Genomic DNA, 22,058 nt, shown 5'->3' with positions numbered 1-22,058 from the left:
CACCGCTTGCGATGCTGCTTACCGATGCTGCTTACGTTAACGTGCGCGACGCCGCAAACGACGACATTGCAACGCGCTGTTACACGTTTGTGCACGCCCGACTATTCGTCCCCGCATACCTGATTTCGTTCAACATCGGCTGACAATGTTTCATGGTGCGCGTGTACGAACGTACACGATGCAGCTCATACGTCGCATTGCAGTTTTTCCGTCCGTTCTTCGCCTTTTTGAGCATCGGCGCCCTGCGCCGATACCCGCGTTGGCCGTATGGCCGGCACACGAGATGTGCGGCGCCGTTCATCTGTGCGCGTCGCCGCACACCGATCGTTGCGCGCCCGCTGCAAATCGCACCGGCCATGCGCTGCTGTTGTGCATTCCAACGAACCTCTTGCCTGTATGACGGTTTGTCCGAGCGGCATCTGAATCAGCGGATACACCGTGGCACATGGTGTCGTTCGTCGCGAATCTGTCGCAGGTCTGTCGTGAATCGGAACGCCGTACGTCATCGTCACCCTCAATGAAGCCGATAGGCGATGCAACGAGCACAAAATACTTTCAGCGGCAAAGGAGGAAGCGTTTCAGAGCAGTTCGACTTCGACTTCGCCAAGGCCGTCGATATGTCCGCGCACCGTACCCGGTGCGCCGATCATGTGCGCGCCGACGTACGAGCCGGTTGTAATCGTCCAGGACGGGTCGATCGTGATGCTCATCGCCGCGCAATGGTTGACGAACCAGACGAGCAGTTCGCGCGGATCGCCAGCGGGATTGCCGGGCGCTTCCGGCACGAGCGATGCGCCGTCGAACGTCAGTTCGAGTTCGGGAGAAACGAAGTCGAAACCGCGCGCGAAGCCCGCATAGCTGACCGGATGGCCGGTCACGAGCGCGCCGTTGTTCTGTGCGTCGGCAAGCTGCGCGAGCGGAGCGACATTCGGCCATTCGGCAAAGCGGCTATCGACGATTTCGATGGCGGGCAACACGGTGCCGACGAGCGCCAGCACTTCGTCGCGCGCATAGGTCTGAGCGCGCGGAGCGACGGGTTCGGCAAAACGGAACGCAATTTCGAGTTCGATCAGCACACGAAAGAACGACTGGTGCTCGATGCGCGCCGGCGACGCGAACGTGAGCGGCGCCGGAATCGGCGCACCGGACGCGTCGCCGCCCGGCGAACGGGCACCGATTTTCCAGGCGCCGGTTGCGCACCCGAGGCCGTCGAGTACGGCCTGCTGGATCGCGTACGCGGTCGCCGCGTCAGGCGGCAGGCAGCCCGAAGGCAGCGATTCGATGGCGCGGTGCTGGCGGCGCGCCGAGATCAGGCGTTGCGCGAGGTCTTGTTGCGTCATGGCGTTCCTTTCTGGCTGTCGTGCTTCAACCCGATGCTTGAACCCGATGCTTCAACCCGATGACTAAACCTGGTGCTTAACCGCGGTGTTCGCAACTACCGCGTCGAATGGCGATGCTCAACGGCCGTATCGAACGGAAAACCGATGCAAAACGACATGCGCCTCGTCTGGCTCGAATCCGCAAACGCAGAAACGCATGCAAATGACGAAACGCCGCCGCCTTTCGCGGATTATGGACGCCTTCCGGTGCCGATGCGGGTCCGCGTCCATACCGGTCGGTACGCTTGCGGACACGCGTGACAGTGACAAACGAGGCGCAACGCGACTCGTATAGCAACTTGCGTACACGCACCGATGGAGACACTCCACTACCGTGCCCGCCAATGTACCGGAACAATTTCGCGGCGGGTCGATTCGGGTGTAGAGAATGCCAAAAGGATCGTGACGCCGGCGGTTCGGCGTTGAGGAACGGTTCGCCGCGAGGGACTGATACCGCGCATAGGCGCTGGCTATCGATTATCGGTTTTCGGCTTTCGGCAATGCCGTACGCAGCGGAATCCGGGTGCGCCGCCGACCGTTGCGCAAGCGTCAACGAGCCGGCCGTCATGAAACCGATTTGACGCGACGCCGGCCACGACCGCGTCAAATCGTGCAACAAAACGCCGAACCGGGACGCGTGCGCCTTAAAACGTCTCCCAATCCTGCTCCGCCGCGCTCGCGCCGGCGGTCTGCACAGCCGCACCCGAAGCGACGGGCATCGCCGGCGTGACGCGGCTTTCATGGTGCATTGCGGGCGAAGCGCTGGCGGGTACGACCCGGCGAGCAGCGGCCTTCTGCACGCCCTTGTGCGCTGCGCGCTGCGGCACCGCGCTTTGCACGGCCGGCTTATGCGCAGCCGATGCGGGCAGCGCCATTGCCTTGCCGCGCGCCGCGCTGCCGCCGGCAGCATCGGCGGCGCCCTCCTCGATGTCGAACACGGCGACCGCGCCGCGCAGTTTCTGCGCCTGGTCTTCGAGCGACTGTGCCGCAGCGGCGGCCTGTTCGACGAGCGCCGCGTTCTGCTGCGTGGCTTCGTCCATCTGCGCGACCGCGCGTGCCACCTGATCGATGCCGCCGCTCTGTTCGGACGACGCCGCGGCGATCTCGCCCATGATGTCGGTCACACGCTGCACCGCACCGATGATTTCGGTCATCGTGCGGCCCGCCTCGTCGACGAGCGCTGAGCCTGACTGCACACGATCGACCGACGTGTCGATCAATTCCTTGATCTCCTTCGCCGCCGCCGACGAGCGTTGCGCAAGGCTGCGCACCTCGCCCGCGACCACCGCGAAGCCGCGCCCTTCCTCGCCCGCCCGCGCCGCTTCGACGGCCGCGTTCAGCGCGAGAATATTGGTCTGGAACGCAATGCCTTCGATGATCGTAATGATGTCGGCGATCTTCGCCGAGCTTTGATTGATTTCGCCCATCGTGCCGACCACCTGGCCGACCACGCCGCTGCCTTTGTTCGCGATCTCCGATGCATTCGCGGCCAGCGCGCTCGCCTGGCGCGCATTCTCGGCGTTCTGCTTCACGGTGCCGGTCAGTTGCTCCATGCTCGCGGCCGTCTCCTGCAACGCCGACGCCTGTTCCTCGGTGCGCGACGACAGATCGATGTTGCCGGCTGCGATCTCGCGCGTCGCGGTGGCAATCGAGTCGCTGCCCGAGCGGACCGTGCGCACCGTCGCGATCAGGCTCTTCTGCATCTTTGCGAGGCCTGCGATCAGTTGCCCCATCTCGTCGCGCGATTTCGCGACGACCGGCCGGCGCAGATCGCCAGCGGCGATCGCGTCGAAGTGGTCGAGCGCCTCGGCAAGCGGGCGCGCGATCGCGCGGCGCAGCGTCAGGTACGAGAGGAATGCCGCGATCATGCCGGCGACGAGCGCCGCGATGCTGACGACACGGAACGTGTTGAAACTCGACTGCGATGCGTCGAAGCCGGTCTGCGCCTGTTCGAACTGGATCTTGCGCAGATCGGCCGCCGCGTTCGCCATATCGTTGTAGGCAACCTGCAAGCGGTTCGCACCGTCGACGAGCTTGCTCTGATCGTTCGCGATAATGGTCGCGGCAAATGCGTCGATCGCCTGATAGTACGTTTCGCGCTTCGCGGCCACGCCCTGCGCGATCCGGTCCTCGCCGGCAGCGCGCGGCAGCGCGAGATATTGCTTCCAGCCCTCCTCGGCCAGGCCATGCAGCATGTGCGCGCGGTCGATCGTCGCCTTCGCCGCGGGCGTGCCGATCTGCAGCGCCGCGCGGTCCAGCGCCAGGCGTTCGCGGCCCGCGTAGATCTCTGTCTTGTCGATTGCGGCCACCGACGGCATCGAATTCCGGTACATACCGGACAACGCGTCGTTCGTGCGGCTCATGCCGAAGAGGCCAAGCGCACTGATTACAGCAAGCAGCACGGCCAGAAAAGCCATCGCCACGCCAATCCGCGCCTTGATCGTAATGCCTTTGCTCATGTCGTTTGTCTCCCGTCGAGAGTGATGCTGCGTGCGCAGTTCTGGCGCCTTGATCCCGAGAACAGGATGAGACGCTCTGAGGTTGTTTACGACAGGGTTATAAAAATCTTGAAATTTCTATATGGTATGAGGAATATGCACGGCGCAATTGCAATTACTACAATCGACGTACATCAAATTGTAGTAATGACGACGCCCGGCAGCCGAAGCCGTGCCTTGCCGAGCGAAGCGTCGAGATGAAGCGGGCGCAAAAGCGGCGCGCATGAGGGGTGAAGCAAAGGTGCGGAGACCCGGCACGCGCCGGGATGCGGTGCGCGTTGTACGCGCCTGCGGCGCATTGCGCGCAAGCGTCGTGGTGCGGTGCGTCGTCCCGTGCGCCTAGTGGCTTGCGTCGACTTCTTGTCGAGTCGGAATGGACGGCTGCGCGCCGGCGCGCGTCACGGAGATTGCCGCCGCGCGCTGCGCGAAGCGAATCGCGTCGTCGACCGGCACACGTTGCGCGAGTTGCGCGGCAAAGCCGCCGATGAAAGTATCGCCGGCCGCGGTCGTGTCGACGGCGGCCACGCGTGGTGCGGCAAAATGCGCGGGCGCGGCATCGTCAAGCGCCGCCAGCACGCCTTGCGCGCCGAGCGTGATGATGACGTTGCGCGCGCCGGCCTTGCGCAGCGACGCAGCGGCCGCCGCCGCTTCATCGGGCGTGCGCACCGGCAGGCCCGTGAGCGTCGCCGCTTCGAGTTCGTTCGGAATCAGGTAGTCGATCAGCGGCAGCCAGTGCGGCGGCAGCGGCCCGGTCGCGGGTGCCGGATTCAGCACGACGGTCTTGCCGAGCCGGTGCGCGGCTGCGAGCGCCGCCTCGACGGTCTGCGGCGGGGTTTCGAGCTGGCATACCACCACCTCGGCGGCGGCCAGCACGGCCTCGTGACGCGCGATGGTCGCCGGCGTCACTTCTCCGTTGCTGCCGGCCACGATCACGATCGCATTCTGCGAGCCATCGTCGACGATGATCAGCGCGACTCCGGTTGGCACGCCAGTGCTCGTCTCGAGCGCCGCGCAGTCGATCCGCTGCGCCTCGAGCCCCTTGCGCAACTGCGCGCCGTTCGCATCGTTGCCGACGCAGCCCACCATCGCGACGCGCGCGCCAAGGCGCGCGGCGGCCACTGCCTGATTGCCGCCCTTGCCGCCCGGCACCTGGGCGAACGTGTGCCCGGCCAGCGTTTCTCCCGGCTGCGGCATGCGCGGCGCGCGCGCGACGAGGTCCATGTTGAGGCTGCCGACAACGGCTACGCGAGCGCCTGCTTCGTTTGATGCCACTGCTTGTCTCCTGAAATTCGATCAGCCATGACGCTTTAGCGCCTCGCCTCGTGCCACGCGGCCCGGCAGCAGCTTGCGCGTCTGCGCGTAGCCGGCGCGGCGCGGCAGATCTGTCGGGTCGAGGCCTCGCCTAGGCGGCGACACCGCCGCGCCGCGCGCCCGCAAAAGCCGCGGTCGACTCGCGCAATACAAGACGCGGCGCAATCACGCGGCGCCGGCCAGGCGGCGTGCTCGACGCGCCGCCGGCAATCCGCTCGATCAGCGTTTGCGCGGCCATGTCGCCGAGCGCCCGCACCGACTGGCCGACCGTCGACAACGCCGGGTAAGTGAAGCTGCCAAGCTCGATATCGTCGAAGCCGATGATCGAACAGTCGCGCGGCACTTCGATGCCGCGCTCGGCCGCCGCGCGCAGCGCGCCGATGCCCATCATGTCGTTGCACGCGAAAATCGCCGACGGCTGGATCGTGTCGAACAGCCGGCTCGCGGCCCAGTGGCCGCCCATCCCCGAAAAATCGCTTTCGACGATCGCCTCGGGCGCGAACTCGATGCCGCGCTCGGACATCGCGCGAATGAAGCCGTGCACGCGCATCGCGCTGACCGCGGTCTCGATCGGCCCCGTGATACAGCCGATCTTCACGTGACCGAGTTGCAGCAGGTGACGCGTAGCCAGATACGCGCCTTTTTCGTGGTCGATCTGCACGAGATCGGCATTCACGCCTTCGATGTTGCGATCGACGATGACGAGCGGTTCGCGCGAATCGGCGAGCGTCTTCGCCAGCACTGCGTCGTCGCCGGCGGATGCGACGATGAGGCCATCGATGCGCTTTTCCTGCAGCACGCGCAGGTAGCTGCGCTGCTTCGACGGATCGTCGTCGGAGTTGCAGAAAAACACGCAGTAGCCGTTGCGCGCGCAACCGTCCTCGATGCCGCGCGCGAGTTCCGCGAAATACGGATTCGTGCTGTTCGGCACCACAAGGCCGATCGTCGCGGTCGAACGCGCCTTGAGCGAGCGCGCGACTGCCGACGGCACATAGTTCAGCTGGCGAATCGCGCGTTCGACCTTCGCGCGCACATCCGCCGAAACGGGCCGCGAGTTGTTCACGACATGCGACACCGTCGTGAACGACACGCCGGCCGCTGCCGCTACATCCTTGATCGTCGCCATAACCTGTTGCTCCCCTGCCTGATTTCACCGCTAATCGATGCGCATTGTCGCGCCGTACCGCTCGCCGCCCGCACGGCGCCGCAACCGGCACGCCGTCCCGCGGACCCGCGTTGCGATCTGCCGCGCGACGCAACGCTTATCGTACATGCCGCGCGTGGCTTTCATTCGATACAAGTTTTCGCTGACGCACTTTCCATACGATTTTCATACGCTTCATGCGCGTTTGCGACGGCTGCGATACGTGTCGAGAACGACCGCCACGACGATTACCGCGCCCGTAATGATGCGCTTGGTTGGCTCGTTTGCGCCAATCTGCGCAAGGCCCGCCGCCAGCACCGAGATGATCAACACGCCAAAAAACGTGCTGATCACCGACCCGCGTCCACCCATCAAACTCGTGCCGCCGATCACGACAGCGGCAATGACCTGCAGTTCGAGACCGACGCCCGCGTTCGGGTCCGCCGCCTCGAGCCGTGAAATCTGGAACAGCGCCGCGAGCCCCGACAGCGCGCCCATCAACGCAAATACGATGACCTTGTACGGCCGCGGATTGACGCCCGCGAGTCGCACCGCTTCCTCGTTCGTGCCGATTCCGACCAGATACCGCCCGAATACCGTGCGCGTCAACACGAGCTGGGCGACGATCATCACCGCGACCGCGATCAGGAACGCCGGCGAGATGCCGAGCGCGATCGGGTTCGACAGGAAGTCGAACGCGTCGCCGATATACGCCGTGCGCGAGTTCGTCATCTGGTACGCGAGGCCGCGTGCCGCTTCGAGTACGCCGAGCGACACGATGAACGACGGAATGCGCCAGCCGACCGTCACCGCACCGGTCACCGTGCCCGTCAGCGCGGCGGCGGCAAGGCCGATCGCGGCCGCCGGCAGCGGGCCGAGACCCCACTTCAGCGACGCGACGCTCACGACCGATGCGCCGAGCGCGAGCACCGAGCCAACCGACAGGTCGATGCCCGCGATGATCAGCACGAAGGTCATGCCGACCGACATCACGACGAGGTCGGGAATCTGATTGGCGATCGTGATGAACGTGTCGTAGGTCAGGAAATGCGAACTCAGCACCGAAAACAGCGCGATCATCGCGGCGAGCGCGCCCGCGAAGCCGAGGTAGTTGGAGAACCCGAGGCGTGTGCCCGCCGGCTTGCCGCTCGCGAGCGCGGCGGACGGATCGGGCGCCACGGAGGGCGATGCGGCGTTCGTGCGACCTGCGCCGCCCGCCGATGTGCCGTTGCCGGTGGCGCCGCCGGCGCCGGGCTCCTTGCTCATTCCGATGCGAGGCCGTTCGATCATGACAGCTCTCCTGCGGCATGAGATTCGTGCGTCGCGAGCATCGCTTCGCGGCTGCGGTAGCCGGCAAACGCGGCAGCGAGCAGCGCGTCCTGCGACCACGCATCGCGTTCGAAAATGCCTGTCATCCGGCCGGCCGACATCACGCCGATCCGGTCGCAGATCAGCATCAGTTCGCGCAGATCACTCGAGACGACGACGAGCGCGCGGCCTTCGCGTGCTAGCGCTCCCATCAGCGCGTAAATGTCGAACTTCGCGCCGACGTCGATGCCGCGCGTCGGTTCGTCGAAAAGCAGCACCTTGCAGTCGCGCGCGAGCCAGCGGCCAATCACGACCTTCTGCTGGTTTCCGCCCGATAGCTCGCCGACCGGCTGCGCCGGCCCCGAGGTGCGGATGCGCATCGCGTCGATCTGCTGCTTCGCGAGCGCATTTTCGCGCGCCGTATCGATGATGCCGTGCCGCGCCACCCGGCCGATATTGCCGAGCGAAATGTTGGCCGCCACCGGTTGTGTCAGCAACAAACCTTCGCCTTTGCGATCTTCGGTGATAAGTGCGATGCCCTGGCGTACCGCATCGGCCGGCGACGCGACCTGCACCGGCACGGGCGTAGTGCCCGGCGATGCGGCCAGCGACACCGTGCCGCGATCCTTCGGATCCGCGCCGTAGATCAGGCGCATCAACTCGGTGCGGCCCGCGCCGATCAGACCGCTCACGCCGAAGATTTCGCCCGCGCGCACCTCGAACGACACGTCGCGCACCGCCTGGCCGCGACCGAGTCCGTCGATCTTGAGCAGCGGCGCGCCGATCCGGCGTTCGCCGAGATCGATGCGCTCGCCGATCTCGCGACCGACCATCAGCGTGACGATCTGGTCGCTCGTCAGATTAGCCATCGCATCGACATGCACGAGCTTGCCGTCGCGCAGCACGGCGATGCGCCCCGCGATGCGCGCCAGCTCCTCGAGCCGGTGGGAGATATAGACGAGCGCGACGCCGCGCGCCTTCAACCGGTCGATCTGCTCGAACAGCAGGTCGACTTCGCGCGCGGTCAGCATTGCGGTCGGCTCGTCGAGAATCAGCACGCGGCAGTCGCCGATCAGGTTGCGAGCGATTTCGACCATCTGCTGATGACCGATGCCGAGCTCACCGACAAGCGTGTCCGGATCGATCGTATCGAGCCCGACCTGCGCCATCGCCTCGCGCGCGTCGTCGCGCAGGCGCCGCCGGTCGATCCAGCCGAACGACAGCCCGCCGCGCTTCGGCAGACGGTTCAGAAAAAGATTCTCGGCAACCGATAAGGTCGGCAGCAGGTTCAACTCCTGCATGACCATGCGCACGCCGAGCGCTTCGGCTTCGGTGCGGCTTGGCGGCGCGTAGGGCGCGCCGCCAAGCCGCATCGTGCCGGCGGTGGGCGCGACCAGACCGCCGATGATTTTCGACAGCGTACTTTTGCCCGCGCCGTTCTCGCCGGTAAGCGCCAATACTTCGCCCGCGCGTAGCGTGAGCGCGATATCGGATAACACCGGCTCGGCGTAGGTTTTGCCGATCCCGGTTACGGACAGCACGGCGGACGATGCGTCGTTGTCGGTCGAATCCATTCTGATCAAGGTTCCGGGCCGCCGCGCCGGATGTCGTTCGCCAGTTGTACAGCGGACGATACGGCGCCGGGCAGCCACGCATGTCATGTCGGCATGCCGCGCGGAAGTCGTGTGTGGTGCACACGACGTAACGCGGACCACGCCGGACGCATATGCTGCGCGGGCCGTCATGACGCTTAACCTGATAACGGCGGCGCAGCGGATTTCTTTAGGATTTATTGAATTGACGGAAAAACATTCGCGTGTAGCGGAATTGCACGGTGATTCATGCTTCTCGCATGCACGACGATTCCCGGCGGGTACTGCACAGGCCGTGCATGACTGTGCGCGGGGCGCGCAATCCGGACGCGCCGGTTGCATGCGCCTCCTTTGCACGCCCTTGCATGCCCCTTTTGCATGCCGGCTGCACGCGCCTACTTCGTCACGAGATTGACGGGCGTTTCCACGACGCCGGACAGCTGCGACTGCTTCTTGTGCTCGCTCAACGCCTTCAGCGCAGTATCGATGCCGAACACGGCCTGCTTCGCCGCGTACTGATCGGCGGTCGCGAGTACACGGCCGTCCTTCAGCATGGGCTTGATCGCGTTGATGTCGTCGTAGCCGACCACATACACCTTGCCCTGCTTGCCCGCCGCGCGCACCGCCGATACTGCGCCGATCGCCATATTGTCGTTGCCGCACAGCAGCGCTTTCAGGTTCGGATACTCGTTGAGCATAGCGGATGCAACAGCGTTGCCCTTATCGATTTCCCACTCTCCCGATTGCACCGATACGATCTTCGCGCCGACCTTCTGCATCGCGTCCTTGAATCCCGCCGTGCGCTGCTGCGCATTGGTGGTAGTGGACACGCCTTCGATAATGCCGACCTCGTCGCCTGCCTTGAGCTTCTGCGCCAGATAGTCGCCGACCTTTTGCGCGCCCTTGCGATTGTCCGGACCCACGAACGGCACATTGAGGTCTTTCGACTTCAGCACGTCGGGATCGAGCCGGTTATCGATGTTGACGACGATGATGCCGGCATCGACCGCCTTCTTGACGACGGGCACGAGCGCCTTCGAGTCGGCCGGCGCGAGCACGATCGCGTCGACCTTCGAGACAATCATCTGCTCGACGATGCGGATCTGGTTCGCCGTATCGGTTTCGTCCTTGATGCCGTTGGTGATCAGGTCGAAGGTGCCGGAGTTGTGTTGCTGATAATCCTTCGCACCGGTTTCCATCGTGAGGAAGAATTCGTTCGCGAGCGACTTCATGACCAGCGCCACCTTTGGCTTTTTCGCGGCCTGCGCATGGGCCGGCAAGGCGGGCAGCGCGATAGCGGCGGTCAAGGCGAGCCCGGCGGCAAGAATGCGGCGGCGGATGCGTTGGTTCATGCGTTATCTCCGGTTGTTGGCAGGCTTGAGCAAAAAGCCTTCTTTATTAAGTTCCGCAAACGTTTGCGGAACCTATTCTCGATGCATGCACTTGTCCGTGTCAACGGCTGCGGGTGTTGCGCCGCACAGAGTGCAAATAAACGTCGATTCGGGACGTCAATTCGGGACGTCAATTCGGCCGTGTCGGGTCGACGTGTCGCCCGACCCGCTGGTTGACCTGCCTGGACTATAGCCAGTTGGCCTTCTTGAAACGCCACCACAGGAACACGTCGATCGCCAGCATGACGCCGATACAGATCGGATAACCGAACTTGTAATGCAACTCGGGAATCTTCTCGAAGTTCATCCCATAGATGCCGGCGATCATCGTCGGTACCGCGAACAGCGCGGCGAACGAGCCGAGGCGCTTGGTCACCTCGTTTTCCGCGAGCGAGATCATGCCGAGGTTGACCTGAACCGCCGTGACGATCATTTCGCGGCGCCCTTCAATCGTGCGCACAATGCGGTCGAGATGGTCGTAGACGTCGCGAAAGTATGCCTGCATGCCCGCACAGATGACCGGGATGCGCCCGCCCGTAAACTTGCCGAGCGCCTCGAGCAGCGGTGCGATGTGATGCTCGAGCGTGACGAGCCGGCGCTTTAACGAGTAAAGGTCCTGAATGATTGCGCGCGATGCGGCGAGGGTGTGCCTGTCGAAGATGCGGTCTTCGAGCTGTTCGATCTCGGTACCGAGCGCCTCGAGAATCGGGAAATAGCGATCGACGACGGCATCGGCCAGCGCGTACAGCACGAAGGCAGCGCCCTGCCTGAGCAACTGCGGTTCGCGCTCGCACCGTGCGCGGACCTCCTGAAAGCCATGTCGCGTGCGATTGCGTACCGTGAGCACATAATTGCTGCCGACGAACACGTCGACTTCGCCGATCAGGATCTCGCCATCGTCGTCGAGTTCGAGTGTGTGCATGACCGCGAACAGCGACTCGCCGTACTCCTCGATTTTCGGCCGCTGATGGCCGTGGCGCACGTCTTCGACCGCGAGTTCGTGGAGCCCGAACTCATGCTTCATGACGTCCAGTTCGCCAGGCGCCGGATCTTTCAGTGCAACCCAGACGAAGCACTCGGGCTTCGCCACATAGACGCTGATATCGTCGATCTCGATGTCGGCGAGTTTTCGGCCGTCCTGGTAAGCGGCGCAGTTGATCAGCATGGTCGGATACCTTGAAAACGAATATGCGAAAGGAGATGTGGAATTGTCGGACCGGTAGCCGCTACTGCGCAACGCGCGTAAGTACGATGCGATGATCGGCGTCGAACCTGACGCTCGCGCGATTCGTGTAACGCGGGTCGGCAGTCACGATGAATTGCAGCTCGCGCACTGGATCGAACTGTGTTGAAACCGCAAGCCGGTGTATGCCCGGCGTCAGGTAGAACACGATGCGTTCGCCATTCATCAGATCGGTGACACGCTCGCCGTCGACATAGACGAGTGCATCGCGAAACCGCACGATGACGTCGTCGGTTCGCTCGCGACGGATGTCGACCGCGACCTTGCCACTGGCAGGCTCCGTATAACCAGGCTTGACGATTCGATCGGCGGACACGGCCTTGAACGGCACGGGCTCGGCGGGTGTCGCCGCGCACGCGGCCACGCAAACCGTGGCCGCTGCGAGCGCAATTGTGCCGCGTTGACGAATCGAGGGCACCGGTAGCTGCATCAGTCGTCTCCGTTGGCTGATTTCCGCTCGCTTTCTCGCTGGTTGTCTTTTCATTGTTCGTTTGCTGCGTCGGCATTCAACCGCATTGTGCCCAGCACTCGCCTCGGCGTCGGCACTATGCGCCAAACGGGTTCATCACGCGCGCGCCAGTGCCCGCAAAATCGCCCGTATTGCGCGTGACAACCGTCAGGTTGTAGATCAGCGCAGTTGCGGCGATCAGCTTGTCGAGCGAATGCTCGGCATGCGGCACCCGCAAACGGCCCCATGTTTGCGCAACGTCGTCCCCGACTGTCAGGATGTGATTGGCGAACGACTCAAGCAGCGAGTTCAACCATTCTTCCAGCCTGGCCGCCTGCTCGATGTCGCCGCGATGGCGCATCAGGTCGACGCCGCGCCGCAGTTCGCCGATCGTGATGACCGACAGGTACAGCCCCAGTTGCTCCTCTTGTGCATGGCTAAAGAATTCGCGCACGCCTGCGTCGGCGCCGTGCTGCTTGCGGATTTCGCTGATTACGTTGGTGTCAATCAAATACACGGTTTCCCTCACCTTCTTCATCGTTATTGGCGCGCTCGAAATCGGCGTCGTGACCGACATCGGGCATGCTCATGAGTACCTCGGCAAAGCTGAGCTTTTTCGGGTGGCGAAGCGCTTCCGCCAGGATTTCCCGATGCTCCGCTTCGACGCTGCGGTTATGCGCCGCGGCGCGTATGCGCAGGCGCTCTACGAGCGCTTCCTCCAGACCTCGAACCAGCAGAGTGGCCATGAACATCTCCAGGCTTTGACATGCTATCAATGCTAGCACCTCCTTATGAAAACTGAAAGTAACGAGTGGCCGGCGACGGCGCGACGCTTGCGCCGCGCAGCCTTCCGGGTGAAGATCGATCGGGCGGCCAGCCAGCCCGCACCCCGCCCTCACGGCAAGCCGTCCGTGTTGTCCGCAGGCATCAGTAAGCCATGGCCGAAGCGGGGCGAGAAGATCGTCCAGATGGCATAGGGATAAGCCGCCCGGTTCGGTGTAACGGCCAGGCGCTCAAACGAAAATCAGGAGAAAAGGGAGGCGTCCATGTGGTACTTCAGCTGGATTCTCGGCATCGGCGTCGCGTTGGGTTTCGGCATCATCAACGTGATGTGGCTGGAAGCGAACGGCAAGTTCACGCGCGACGCCACGGCCTCCACGGCGGCCGATGGCGCGCCGGAGCAGAAGCAGAAGCAGGAGCAGGAGCGGGAGCCGGCGCCTGCCGCGCACAAGCCGTTATGACTCGCGTGTCGCCACGCGCATTTTTCGACTGACGCCCGCCGTGCCCTATCTCGTGTTCATCTGCGGCCACGCGGGCACCGGCAAAACCACGGTCGCGCGACGGCTGCTCCGCCCTTTGATCGAGGCGTGCGGCACGCCCTTCTGCCTGCTCGACAAGGACACACTGTACGGCCGCACCGGCGCCGCGACGATGCTGGCGCTGACGGGCGACCCGAACGATCGCGACAGCCCGCTCTACCTGCAGCATCTGCGCGACCCCGAATACCGCGGCCTCGTCGATGCCGCGCGCGACAATCTCGCGCTCGGCGTGAGCGTGCTCGCGGTCGCACCGCTGTCGCGCGAAGTGCGCGAGCGGCGGCTTTTCGATCGTCAGTGGCTTGGTGTGGGACTCGACGTCACGATTCGCGTCGTCTGGGTGACGGCAAACGACGACGTTGCGCGCGAGCGGATCGCGGCACGCGGCGACCCCGCCGATGCGTACAAGCTCGCGCACTGGCAGCAATACCGGCAGCGCCGTTTCGACTGGGCCGATCTGACGCAGGCGCAGCGCGATGGCGTGCTGCTGTTCGACAACAGCACGGCCGGCGCCGCGGATGACGAAGCGTTGCTTCGGCAAATCGCCGCATAGCGACGTGGCAGGCACCGCACGCCGCGCCGCGCTCCCGCGCCGCGGTAGGTCGCCGTGCTCAAACCGTCGCCATCGCATCGAGCGGCTGGCCTTCATACAACTGGCCGAACCGGTTGCCGAGAAAGTCGCGCAGCAGCACCTGCTCCTGCCGAACGAACCCGCTTTGCGGCAGGCGTTGTTCGCGGAACAGATCGAGCACCGCGCACATCGCGCCTGCCGTGGTGATCTGGATCGCACTCATCGGCATGCCGCAGACGGTCTTCGCGAAGATCTTGCGCGTGAAAACTTCCTGCACGAGCTGACCGTCGCGCATCCCCGTCACCGTGATGAATACGAGCACCACGTCCTGCGCGGTCGACGGCACGGCGCGGCGCATGATCGACTTCAGTGTGTCGCGATCGGTCGACAGGCGCAGATCTTCGAGCAGGAATTGCATCAGGTCGCGGTGGCCCGGGTATCGCACCGACTTGTAGTCGAGCGATTCGACGCGGCCGGACAGCGTTTCGCATAGCGTCCCGAGGCCGCCCGAGGTGTTGAACGCCTCGTATTCGATACCGTCGAGCGAAAAATGCTCGAGCCCTTCGAGCGGCTGAACCCATTGCGTGCGGCTGTCCCGAATCGCTTCGCATGGCTGACAATATTCGTTGATCAGCCCATCGACGCTCCACGTGAGGTTGTACTTCAACGCGTTGGTCGGAAACTCCGGCAGCGCGCCGACGCGCATTTTGACATCGCGGATCTCGTTGAAGCGGTTGGCGAGTTCGTGAGCGGCAATGCCGATAAAGCCCGGCGCAAGCCCGCATTGCGGCATGAACGCGTGCTCGGCTTCGTCGGCGATCGCGCGGATCGCGTGCGTCGCGCGCACGTCTTCGGTCAGATCGAAGTAGTGAACGCCCGCGCCCTTCGCTGCCGACGCGACATTGACGGCGAGGTAATACGGCAACGCATTGATGAGCACGTCGAAGCCCTGCACGGCCGCGCGCAACGCGGCGGCATCGGCGCAATCGACGCGGCGCGTCGGAATACCTTGCGCGGCGAGCTTGTCGAGGGCGTGCTGGTCGCGGTCGAGCGTGACCACTTCGTAGTCGCCGGTCTCGCGCAGCATGTGGGCGATCGTATGGCCGATCAAACCTGCACCAACGATGGCAACTTCCATGCGCTTCTCCTTTTTTGTGAGGTGTCGTGAGCGGGATTCGCACGCCACGCGGCTTGCAGCTTTTCACGCGGCGCCCGGCGGGCAAACCCTACGAAAAGTTTAAGGAGAAGGACAGTCGGTTCCTACGCACAGAATGCTGCGCAATGACTACCGTGTTCGTCATTTCGACAACGAATCTCGTCGTTATGACGAAAACGCGTAAAAGCGATGTAAATGGCGATATGTACGCAAGCGCGAGCGGCTCATGATGCAGTTGCCCGGTGCGCGCCCGAAAAGCGCCTGGCCGCCCCGCCCGCTAGCCGCGTTCGCCGCCGATCATCCCGCGGTCGATCTTGCGCGCAAGAATGATCGACGTGGTGGTCCGTTCCACGCCCGCGAGAGCGCCGATCTGATCGAGCAGTTCGTTGAGCCGGTCCGGCGAATCGGCGCGCAGCCACGCGACGTAGTCGAACTCGCCGCTCACCGCGCACAGCAGTTGCACCTCGGGCATTTTCGACAGGCGCTTCTGTACATCGGGCCCATACTTCGGCGCGATGATGATGCCCACATAGGCGTAAATACTGGCGTCCAGCACGTCCTGGCCGAGGCGCACGCCGTATCCCGCAATCACGTTCGTCTTTTCGAGGCGGGCAATGCGCGCGATCACCGTCGTGCGCGCGACACCCAATTGGCGCGCGAGATTCGCGACGCTTTCGCGCGCGTTGTTCTGCAGCAACGCAACGAGGTTGCGGTCGAGTTCGTCGAGTTGATCGAGGCGCGGTGGTCTCATTGAGGGTGGCGTGTCTTGTCGCGTTGTCGTGTTGTCGTGTGACCGGGTAGCCGCGTCGCCCGGTCGGTCGATCCGGATATCGCGCGGTTCGCTGATTATGCCCGCGTTCGCGCGGCCCGCACGTCACACGCGCAATCGATTCCGCGGTTGCGCGGTGCGTCTTCGCGCTGCGGCCAGTTCCGCCGACCGGCGCGCTTTCACGTTGAACCTGCATTGCGCCGCCCTCAGTCATCGAGATGCGCCGCACAGTAAAGAAAGATCGGTGTACGAGGCAAATAGACAATGGCTTCATGAAGGCGTACCCGGGCAAAATAGAGGAGCGTAATCTTCTATCGGGTCGCTTTAATCGCTGCGGCCCGCTCGGGCGCGGTGCGCGGAATATCCGGCTGCAGCAGGTGTTGTATCGGCACCGCCGCTTATCGGGTGCGCATCCGTTGCGCATCTGGCGCAGCGCGCGGCCCACTCTCAACGACCAAGGAGAACACATGCACGCGACCACGGTCCACCCGTGCGACGAACGCCTGCCCGCGGCCCGTCTGCTCACGCTCGGTTTCCAGCACGTGCTCGTGATGTACGCAGGCGCAGTCGCGGTGCCGCTGATCGTCGGCAGCGCGCTGAAGCTGCCGAAGGAACAGGTTGCGTTCCTCATCAGCGCCGACCTGTTCGCGTGCGGCATCGCCACGCTGATTCAGACGCTCGGCATCGGCATGTTCGGCATCCGCCTGCCGATCATCATGGGTTGCACCTTCACCGCGGTGGGTCCAATGATCGCGATCGGCTCCGATCCACGCCTGGGGCTGCTCGACATTTTCGGCTCGACGATCGCGTCCGGCGTGATCGGCATGCTGCTCGCGCCCGCGATCGGCAAGCTGTTACGGCTCTTTCCGCCGGTCGTGGTCGGCAGCGTGATCGCGGTGATCGGACTTTCGCTGATGGAAGTCGGCATCAACTGGGCCGCGGGCGGCGTCGGCAATCCGGACTACGGCAACCCGGTGTATCTCGGCCTGTCGCTCGCCGTGCTGCTGCTGATCCTGTTGATCAACCGCTTTGGCCGTGGCTTTCTTGCGAGCATTTCGGTGCTGCTTGGCATCGTCGCCGGCTTCGCGGTCGCCGCGCTGCTCGGCCGCGTCGATCTCGACGGCGTGGCCGCCGCCCCATGGCTCGGCGCGGTCGTGCCGTTCCGTTTCGGCGTGCCGCACTTCGATCCCGTCTCGATCGCGACCATGACGATCGTCATGTTCGTTACGTTCATCGAATCGACCGGCATGTTCCTCGCGGTCGGCGATATGGTCGGCCGTCCCGTCGATCAGAAAGCGCTCGTGCGCGGCCTGCGCGTCGATGGTCTCGGCACGCTGATCGGCGGCGTCTTCAACGCCTTTCCATACACGTCGTTCTCGCAGAACGTCGGGCTCGTCGGCGTGACCGGCATCAAAAGCCGCTTCGTATGCGCGACGAGCGGCGCGATTCTGATCGTGCTCGGGCTCGTGCCGAAACTCGCGCAGATCGTCGCATCGATTCCGGCCTTCGTGCTCGGCGGCGCCGGCATCGTGATGTTCGGCATGGTGGCGGCGAACGGCATCAAGGTGCTCTCCGAAGTCGACTTTACGAAGAACCATCACAACCTCTTTATCGTCGCAGTCAGCATCGGGCTCGGACTCGTACCGGTGGTATCGCCGCAATTCTTCGCCAGACTGCCGCCTTCGCTTTCGCCGCTTTTGCACAGCGGTATCCTGCTCGCCGCGGTGGCCGCCGTCGTGCTGAATCTGATTTTCAACGGTCTGCGCGGCGAAAGCGCAGCGCTGCACGACGTGCAGCGCGTCAGCCAATAAGACGTGCGCGGATTCGCGCATGCCTGCCTTGAACCGATGACCGCAAGCTGACAATTTGCTTCTCGCAGCCTTCATGCGTGCCTGACGAGAAGCTTCGGGCCTCAGGCGGACTCGAACGTGCCCGCTCGCTTCGTGCCTCGGGCACGCGCGCATTTACCGATCGTTTCGGTTGTAAGCAGTTGTCGCATTGGCGTCGCATTGCGGCGATATCGTGGTATTAATAGCGTCCGGTTCGCACCCGTACCTCGATACCAAGACATCAGGAGTCTCGATGAAAAAAACGCTCGTTTTGCTCGTGTCAGCGCTCTCGATCAGCAGCGCCTTCGCCCAGACCCCGGCGTCGTCGGCCGCGCCTGCCATGACCGCGGCTTCGAATGCGGACAAGTCCGCACGCCGCGAGCAGCATGTGGAAGACCGTATCGCGTATCTGCATCAGCAGCTCAAGATCACGCCGCAACAGGAAACGCAGTGGAACGCGTTCGCCGACGTCATGCGCAACAACGGCGAGACGATGGCGAAGCTCTTTGAAGCGCGCCGTGCCGACAAGAACATTTCCGCGCTCGACGACATGAAGCAGTATGCGGAGATCACGCAAGCGCATGCGGACGGCACGAAGAAGCTTGTCGATGCATTCCAGCCGCTTTACGACAGCATGTCGGCCGACCAGAAGAAGCTCGCCGATACGACGTTCCGCGAATCGCCGCCGCAAGGTCGCCGCCATTCGCACCACGGCGGCAAGAAGGCCGCACCGTCGAACGAGTCGACCGACAAGTCCTGATCGACAGGTCCGCTTCACAGCACCTGCGGCATTACGCGGCGCTACGTGCGCATACGCCGGGCGCTCGCTAAAGCGCAAGCAGCCGCCTGCGGTGGCAATCCGAATGAACGCCTGCCTCGAACGGCAGGCGTTTTTGTTGGCGCGTTCGTGAGCCCTTCCCCGAACGTTTTGCGCGGACGCTATCGTTACGCGATTATTCGAGAACGCTAACGCCTGCAATCAATCTGGCATCATGCGGGTCCGGGCTGCGCGAGCCGCCCGCTTTCCTCCATTCTTGACAAGACCGTCATGATCGAACTGACGAACCTCGATTTGCGCACCGACCCGTTTGCACAGCGCGTCGTAAAGGACGAAACGGTGACGGTGGAATTTGCAGCAGACGCCGGCCAGCTGATGAGTCTCGAAGGTCCGAACCGCTATGAGGCCGGTGACGCGCTGATCACCGGCTCGAACGGCGAGCGCTGGGTCGTGTCACGCGATCGCTTCGACGCTAAATACGCACCCGCCGATCCCGCCACGCCGCACGGGTCGCGAGGCGCTTATCGCAATCGCCCGGCCGTCGTGCTCGCGAGGCAAATGGCTCAGGCGTTTTCGCTTGCGCGCACGGCCTCTGGCGGCGATCTGCTTCGAGGCGCAGCCGGCGACTGGGTGATGCAATATGCGCCCGGCGACTACGGTGTCGTACAGGCCGCACGCTTTGCGAAGGTCTATCGCCGTGCATCGTAAAACTCGCGCTCGCCGTGCGTGCCGCGCACGATCGCGCTCGCGCGCTCAGGCGAACTCGTCCCCGAGTTCAACCGTCACTTCGCGCGGCACCGCCTCGCCATTCGCGTATTGCTCTTCGAGCGACCCCAGCGACGCTTCGACAAACGCGCGCAGCACCGCAAAGCTGCGTGCGCGCGCCCGCGCCGGCATGGCGCGATAACGCGCGAGCGTGGGCGGCGCAATCACGATGCTCATCGTGATCCGGCGCGCGGTCGCGCCAAAGCGCATCGCGACCCATTGCACGGTCAGCACCGGCGTGCCGTGCTCATCCGCGGGCCGTTCGACGAAACGGGTCTGATCGGGGAACAGGTCGCTGATCACGCGCGCGAGTTCTTCGATGTCTGCGCTGGCGCACTCGTATTGATAGGCTTCCATATCGTGTGTCGGGATAATTGAATGAGCGGTGGCGCTGTCCGGATCCTTGCCTTTGCCTTTGCCGCGCGTGGCGCTCAGCCCTTGCGCGCCGCTTGCAATGCCTGTGCGTCGCGCCGAAACACCCGCACGAGGCCGATCGCAACCGGCACGGCGAGCAGCACATAGATCGTATCGACGACCACGAGCGGCAACGCTTGCGTCTGCGACAACGCCGCCGGCACTTCGAGCAATGCATGCACCGCGATCGCAAGCGGCAGCACCGCGATCGAGCCGGCGCGCACGCCGCGCCACATCAGCACCGACAGGCCGAGCTGAAATACGAGCGCCGCGCCGCGCTCGATCATGAACACGCCCGCCGCGGCCGGCGTCAGGCTCACGACGAGCAGATGGATGCGCATCAGCGTATCGAGCGGCAAACCGGACAGTGCGCTGCCGAGCCGCCCCGTGTCTTCGAGCCACGCAAACACGATCCATTGCATCTGCACGATCACCCCGGTGAACCACAGCTCGGCACCGCCATGGCCGAGACCGTAAGCAAGCGCGTTCGGCTCGCGCGACGGCGAGGCTGCCGCTGCGGCGCTTTCCTTTCTCGAAGCGCGTCTGAAAAGCCAGCGCATGCCGATGTATCGCCCGACTTCCTGGCAAATGCCGATCGACAGCACGCCGACGATCACGAAGACCGTCGGGTTCTGAAGCCAGCCCGCGACGGTCGGGCTCGCCCTCAGCAGAAGGTCGTTCACGCCGCGCTCGATCAGCATCGCAAACAGCGCGAACACGCCGATACCGAGGATCGCGGCGCGCCGGTCGAGTTCGAGCGGCTTGCGCAGCCGCATATAAAGGATGAACGGCAGCGCGGCCATAAAAAGCGTCGCGGCAATCAGGCAAGCGAGCGTCAATGGCGCGACGGGCAGTGCAACGGACGGTGCAGCAGGCATGAGCTTCCTTACAAAAAGCGGGAAATCGGGGAATGGCGGTCGATCGGCTGCGGGCGGACCCGCAACGATATCCGGCGGCCGGGCCGGGCTGCGCGCCCGGATAGCCGCTTCAGGTCGCCTCGGGCAGTGCGCCGCAGCCCGAATGATCGCAGATCATCGCAAAGTCGATGCGCGTCCGATCCGTTCCGGGCGCGGCGCGCGCATGCCCGCCCCGGTCGAAAGCCGAAAGCGGGACCGGCACCTCGGACTCACCCTCGCAGCACTTCGCGGTTGACGATATTGCGCGCGAGCGTACCGTCGAGCGCGCCGATCAGATTTTCGGCCGCACAGCGCGCCATCGCGTGCCGCGTTTCGTGCGTGGCCGAGCCGATATGCGGCAGCGCGACCACATTGCGCATCGTAAGCAGCGGCGAATCGGCGGCGATCGGCTCCTGTTCGAACACGTCGAGGCCGGCCGCGAGAATCGTCCCCGCTCGCAACGCTTCGATCAGCGCCGCTTCGTCGACGACCGGACCGCGCGCCGCGTTGATCAGGATCGCGGTCTTCTTCATCGCCTTCAGTTGCGGCGCGCCGATCATATGGCGCGTTTCTTCCGACAGCGGCACCTGCAGGCATACGAAGTCCGCCTCGGCGAGCAGCGTATCGAGCTCGACGCGCCGCGCGCCATATTGCCGTTCCGCTTCGGGGTTCGCCGAGCGGTTCGCGTACAGCACGCTCATGTTGAAGCCGAGCGCGGCACGCCGCGCCACCGCGCCGCCGATACGCCCGAGCCCGACGATGCCGAGCCTCTTGCCCTGCACGTCGACGCCGAACTGCTCGGGCCCGACGCTTTGCGACCACTTCCCGGCGCTGACCCAGCCGGCGAGTTCGACGACGCGGCGCGCGGTCGCGAGGATCAGCGCGAACACGGTGTCCGCCGTCGATTCGGTCAGCACGTCCGGCGTATGCGCGAGCACGATGCCGCGCCGCGTGAGGTCGGCGACGTCGAATGCGTCGTAGCCGACGGAGATCGTCGATAACGCTTTCAGGTGCGTCGCGCCGTCGATCATCGCGGGCGTGATCTTCACCGTCGAGCCGATCGCGCCGTGAGCGTCGCGCAGCGCGGCGACGAACGCATCGTGGTTCGATGCGTCGACCTCGATCACATCCGCATGCTCGCGCAGATAAGCGAGCACATCTTCGGGCAACGGCTTGTAGACGACGATCCTGCTTTTCATCGAGGGTTCCTGGCTGTGGAGGGGTGAGCGATGCGCTCGTGAACGCGTAGG

The 22,058-nt window shown here is 64.3% G+C and carries 21 protein-coding genes; 5 read left to right on the top strand and 16 right to left on the bottom strand.

Annotation, left to right across the window (positions count from 1 at the left end):
- Window positions 1-578 precede the first annotated feature (578 nt).
- From BTO02_RS10680 to BTO02_RS10630, 11 genes are all read right to left on the bottom strand, one after another.
- On the bottom strand, window positions 579-1,340 hold the full coding sequence (locus tag BTO02_RS10680; RefSeq protein ID WP_075157014.1) for a 2-keto-4-pentenoate hydratase: 762 nt from the start codon (window positions 1,338-1,340) through the stop codon (window positions 579-581).
- Between the two features lie 683 nt (window positions 1,341-2,023).
- Window positions 2,024-3,838: a methyl-accepting chemotaxis protein gene (locus BTO02_RS10675; protein ID WP_075157013.1), complete on the bottom strand. Its 1,815-nt coding sequence runs from the start codon at window positions 3,836-3,838 to the stop codon at window positions 2,024-2,026.
- Window positions 3,839-4,216: 378 nt separating this feature from the next.
- Window positions 4,217-5,149, bottom strand: coding sequence for a ribokinase (rbsK, locus tag BTO02_RS10670; protein WP_075157012.1), 933 nt, complete (start codon window positions 5,147-5,149; stop codon window positions 4,217-4,219).
- Between the two features lie 130 nt (window positions 5,150-5,279).
- Complete coding sequence (locus BTO02_RS10665) at window positions 5,280-6,314, bottom strand: LacI family DNA-binding transcriptional regulator (RefSeq protein ID WP_075157011.1); 1,035 nt, start codon at window positions 6,312-6,314, stop codon at window positions 5,280-5,282.
- A 213-nt stretch (window positions 6,315-6,527) separates the two neighbouring features.
- Window positions 6,528-7,598, bottom strand: coding sequence for an ABC transporter permease (locus tag BTO02_RS10660; RefSeq protein ID WP_198039242.1), 1,071 nt, complete (start codon window positions 7,596-7,598; stop codon window positions 6,528-6,530).
- Window positions 7,599-7,618: 20 nt separating this feature from the next.
- A complete protein-coding gene (locus tag BTO02_RS10655; RefSeq protein ID WP_075157010.1) occupies window positions 7,619-9,214 on the bottom strand; it encodes a sugar ABC transporter ATP-binding protein in 1,596 nt (531 codons plus the stop codon).
- Between the two features lie 413 nt (window positions 9,215-9,627).
- Window positions 9,628-10,584 (bottom strand): sugar ABC transporter substrate-binding protein, encoded by a 957-nt coding sequence (locus tag BTO02_RS10650; RefSeq protein WP_075157009.1) that lies wholly within the window; start codon window positions 10,582-10,584, stop codon window positions 9,628-9,630.
- A gap of 226 nt (window positions 10,585-10,810) precedes the next feature.
- Entirely contained in the window at window positions 10,811-11,788 is a 978-nt protein-coding gene (gene corA, locus BTO02_RS10645) for a magnesium/cobalt transporter CorA (RefSeq protein WP_075157008.1), read from the bottom strand.
- A 61-nt stretch (window positions 11,789-11,849) separates the two neighbouring features.
- Window positions 11,850-12,296 carry a hypothetical protein gene (locus BTO02_RS10640; RefSeq protein ID WP_075157007.1) on the bottom strand — a complete coding sequence of 149 codons (447 nt, stop codon included), beginning with the start codon at window positions 12,294-12,296 and terminating at the stop codon, window positions 11,850-11,852.
- A 115-nt stretch (window positions 12,297-12,411) separates the two neighbouring features.
- A complete protein-coding gene (locus BTO02_RS10635) occupies window positions 12,412-12,831 on the bottom strand; it encodes a type II toxin-antitoxin system VapC family toxin (RefSeq protein WP_232243325.1) in 420 nt (139 codons plus the stop codon).
- Window positions 12,818-13,060 (bottom strand): FitA-like ribbon-helix-helix domain-containing protein, encoded by a 243-nt coding sequence (locus BTO02_RS10630; protein WP_075158765.1) that lies wholly within the window; start codon window positions 13,058-13,060, stop codon window positions 12,818-12,820. Before BTO02_RS10630 ends, BTO02_RS10635 begins: the two co-directional genes overlap by 14 nt.
- A gap of 300 nt (window positions 13,061-13,360) precedes the next feature.
- On the opposite strand from BTO02_RS10630, the gene cydX reads away from it, so the two are divergent.
- Window positions 13,361-13,555 (top strand): cytochrome bd-I oxidase subunit CydX, encoded by a 195-nt coding sequence (gene cydX, locus BTO02_RS35075; protein WP_232243324.1) that lies wholly within the window; start codon window positions 13,361-13,363, stop codon window positions 13,553-13,555.
- Window positions 13,556-13,595: 40 nt separating this feature from the next.
- Window positions 13,596-14,183, top strand: coding sequence for an AAA family ATPase (locus tag BTO02_RS10620; RefSeq protein WP_075157005.1), 588 nt, complete (start codon window positions 13,596-13,598; stop codon window positions 14,181-14,183).
- A 58-nt stretch (window positions 14,184-14,241) separates the two neighbouring features.
- Here the strand turns inward: BTO02_RS10620 and BTO02_RS10615 are convergent, their stop codons facing one another.
- Complete coding sequence (locus BTO02_RS10615; RefSeq protein WP_075157004.1) at window positions 14,242-15,339, bottom strand: saccharopine dehydrogenase C-terminal domain-containing protein; 1,098 nt, start codon at window positions 15,337-15,339, stop codon at window positions 14,242-14,244.
- Window positions 15,340-15,634: 295 nt separating this feature from the next.
- Window positions 15,635-16,108 carry an Lrp/AsnC family transcriptional regulator gene (locus tag BTO02_RS10610; RefSeq protein ID WP_075157003.1) on the bottom strand — a complete coding sequence of 158 codons (474 nt, stop codon included), beginning with the start codon at window positions 16,106-16,108 and terminating at the stop codon, window positions 15,635-15,637.
- Between the two features lie 485 nt (window positions 16,109-16,593).
- On the opposite strand from BTO02_RS10610, the gene BTO02_RS10605 reads away from it, so the two are divergent.
- From BTO02_RS10605 to BTO02_RS10595, 3 genes are all read left to right on the top strand, one after another.
- Window positions 16,594-17,937, top strand: coding sequence for a nucleobase:cation symporter-2 family protein (locus BTO02_RS10605; protein ID WP_075158764.1), 1,344 nt, complete (start codon window positions 16,594-16,596; stop codon window positions 17,935-17,937).
- A gap of 271 nt (window positions 17,938-18,208) precedes the next feature.
- Window positions 18,209-18,715 (top strand): Spy/CpxP family protein refolding chaperone, encoded by a 507-nt coding sequence (locus BTO02_RS10600; protein ID WP_075157002.1) that lies wholly within the window; start codon window positions 18,209-18,211, stop codon window positions 18,713-18,715.
- Between the two features lie 288 nt (window positions 18,716-19,003).
- Window positions 19,004-19,441 (top strand): PGDYG domain-containing protein, encoded by a 438-nt coding sequence (locus tag BTO02_RS10595; protein ID WP_075157001.1) that lies wholly within the window; start codon window positions 19,004-19,006, stop codon window positions 19,439-19,441.
- 45 nt (window positions 19,442-19,486) lie between these two features.
- Here the strand turns inward: BTO02_RS10595 and BTO02_RS10590 are convergent, their stop codons facing one another.
- The 3 genes from BTO02_RS10590 to BTO02_RS10580 form a co-directional block, all read right to left on the bottom strand.
- Window positions 19,487-19,855: a DUF3022 domain-containing protein gene (locus BTO02_RS10590; RefSeq protein WP_075157000.1), complete on the bottom strand. Its 369-nt coding sequence runs from the start codon at window positions 19,853-19,855 to the stop codon at window positions 19,487-19,489.
- 74 nt (window positions 19,856-19,929) lie between these two features.
- On the bottom strand, window positions 19,930-20,790 hold the full coding sequence (locus tag BTO02_RS10585; RefSeq protein WP_075156999.1) for a YhfC family intramembrane metalloprotease: 861 nt from the start codon (window positions 20,788-20,790) through the stop codon (window positions 19,930-19,932).
- A 248-nt stretch (window positions 20,791-21,038) separates the two neighbouring features.
- The gene (locus BTO02_RS10580; protein ID WP_075156998.1) at window positions 21,039-22,007 is read right to left on the bottom strand and encodes a 2-hydroxyacid dehydrogenase; all 969 of its coding nucleotides are present in this window, start codon (window positions 22,005-22,007) and stop codon (window positions 21,039-21,041) included.
- Between the last annotated feature and the right edge of the window lie 51 nt (window positions 22,008-22,058).

The sequence above is a fragment of the Paraburkholderia sp. SOS3 genome, from assembly GCF_001922345.1.
Taxonomy (GTDB): domain Bacteria; phylum Pseudomonadota; class Gammaproteobacteria; order Burkholderiales; family Burkholderiaceae; genus Paraburkholderia.
The sequence above is the reverse complement of the archived record's forward strand: the minus strand, read 5'-3'. Positions and strand labels throughout refer to the sequence as shown.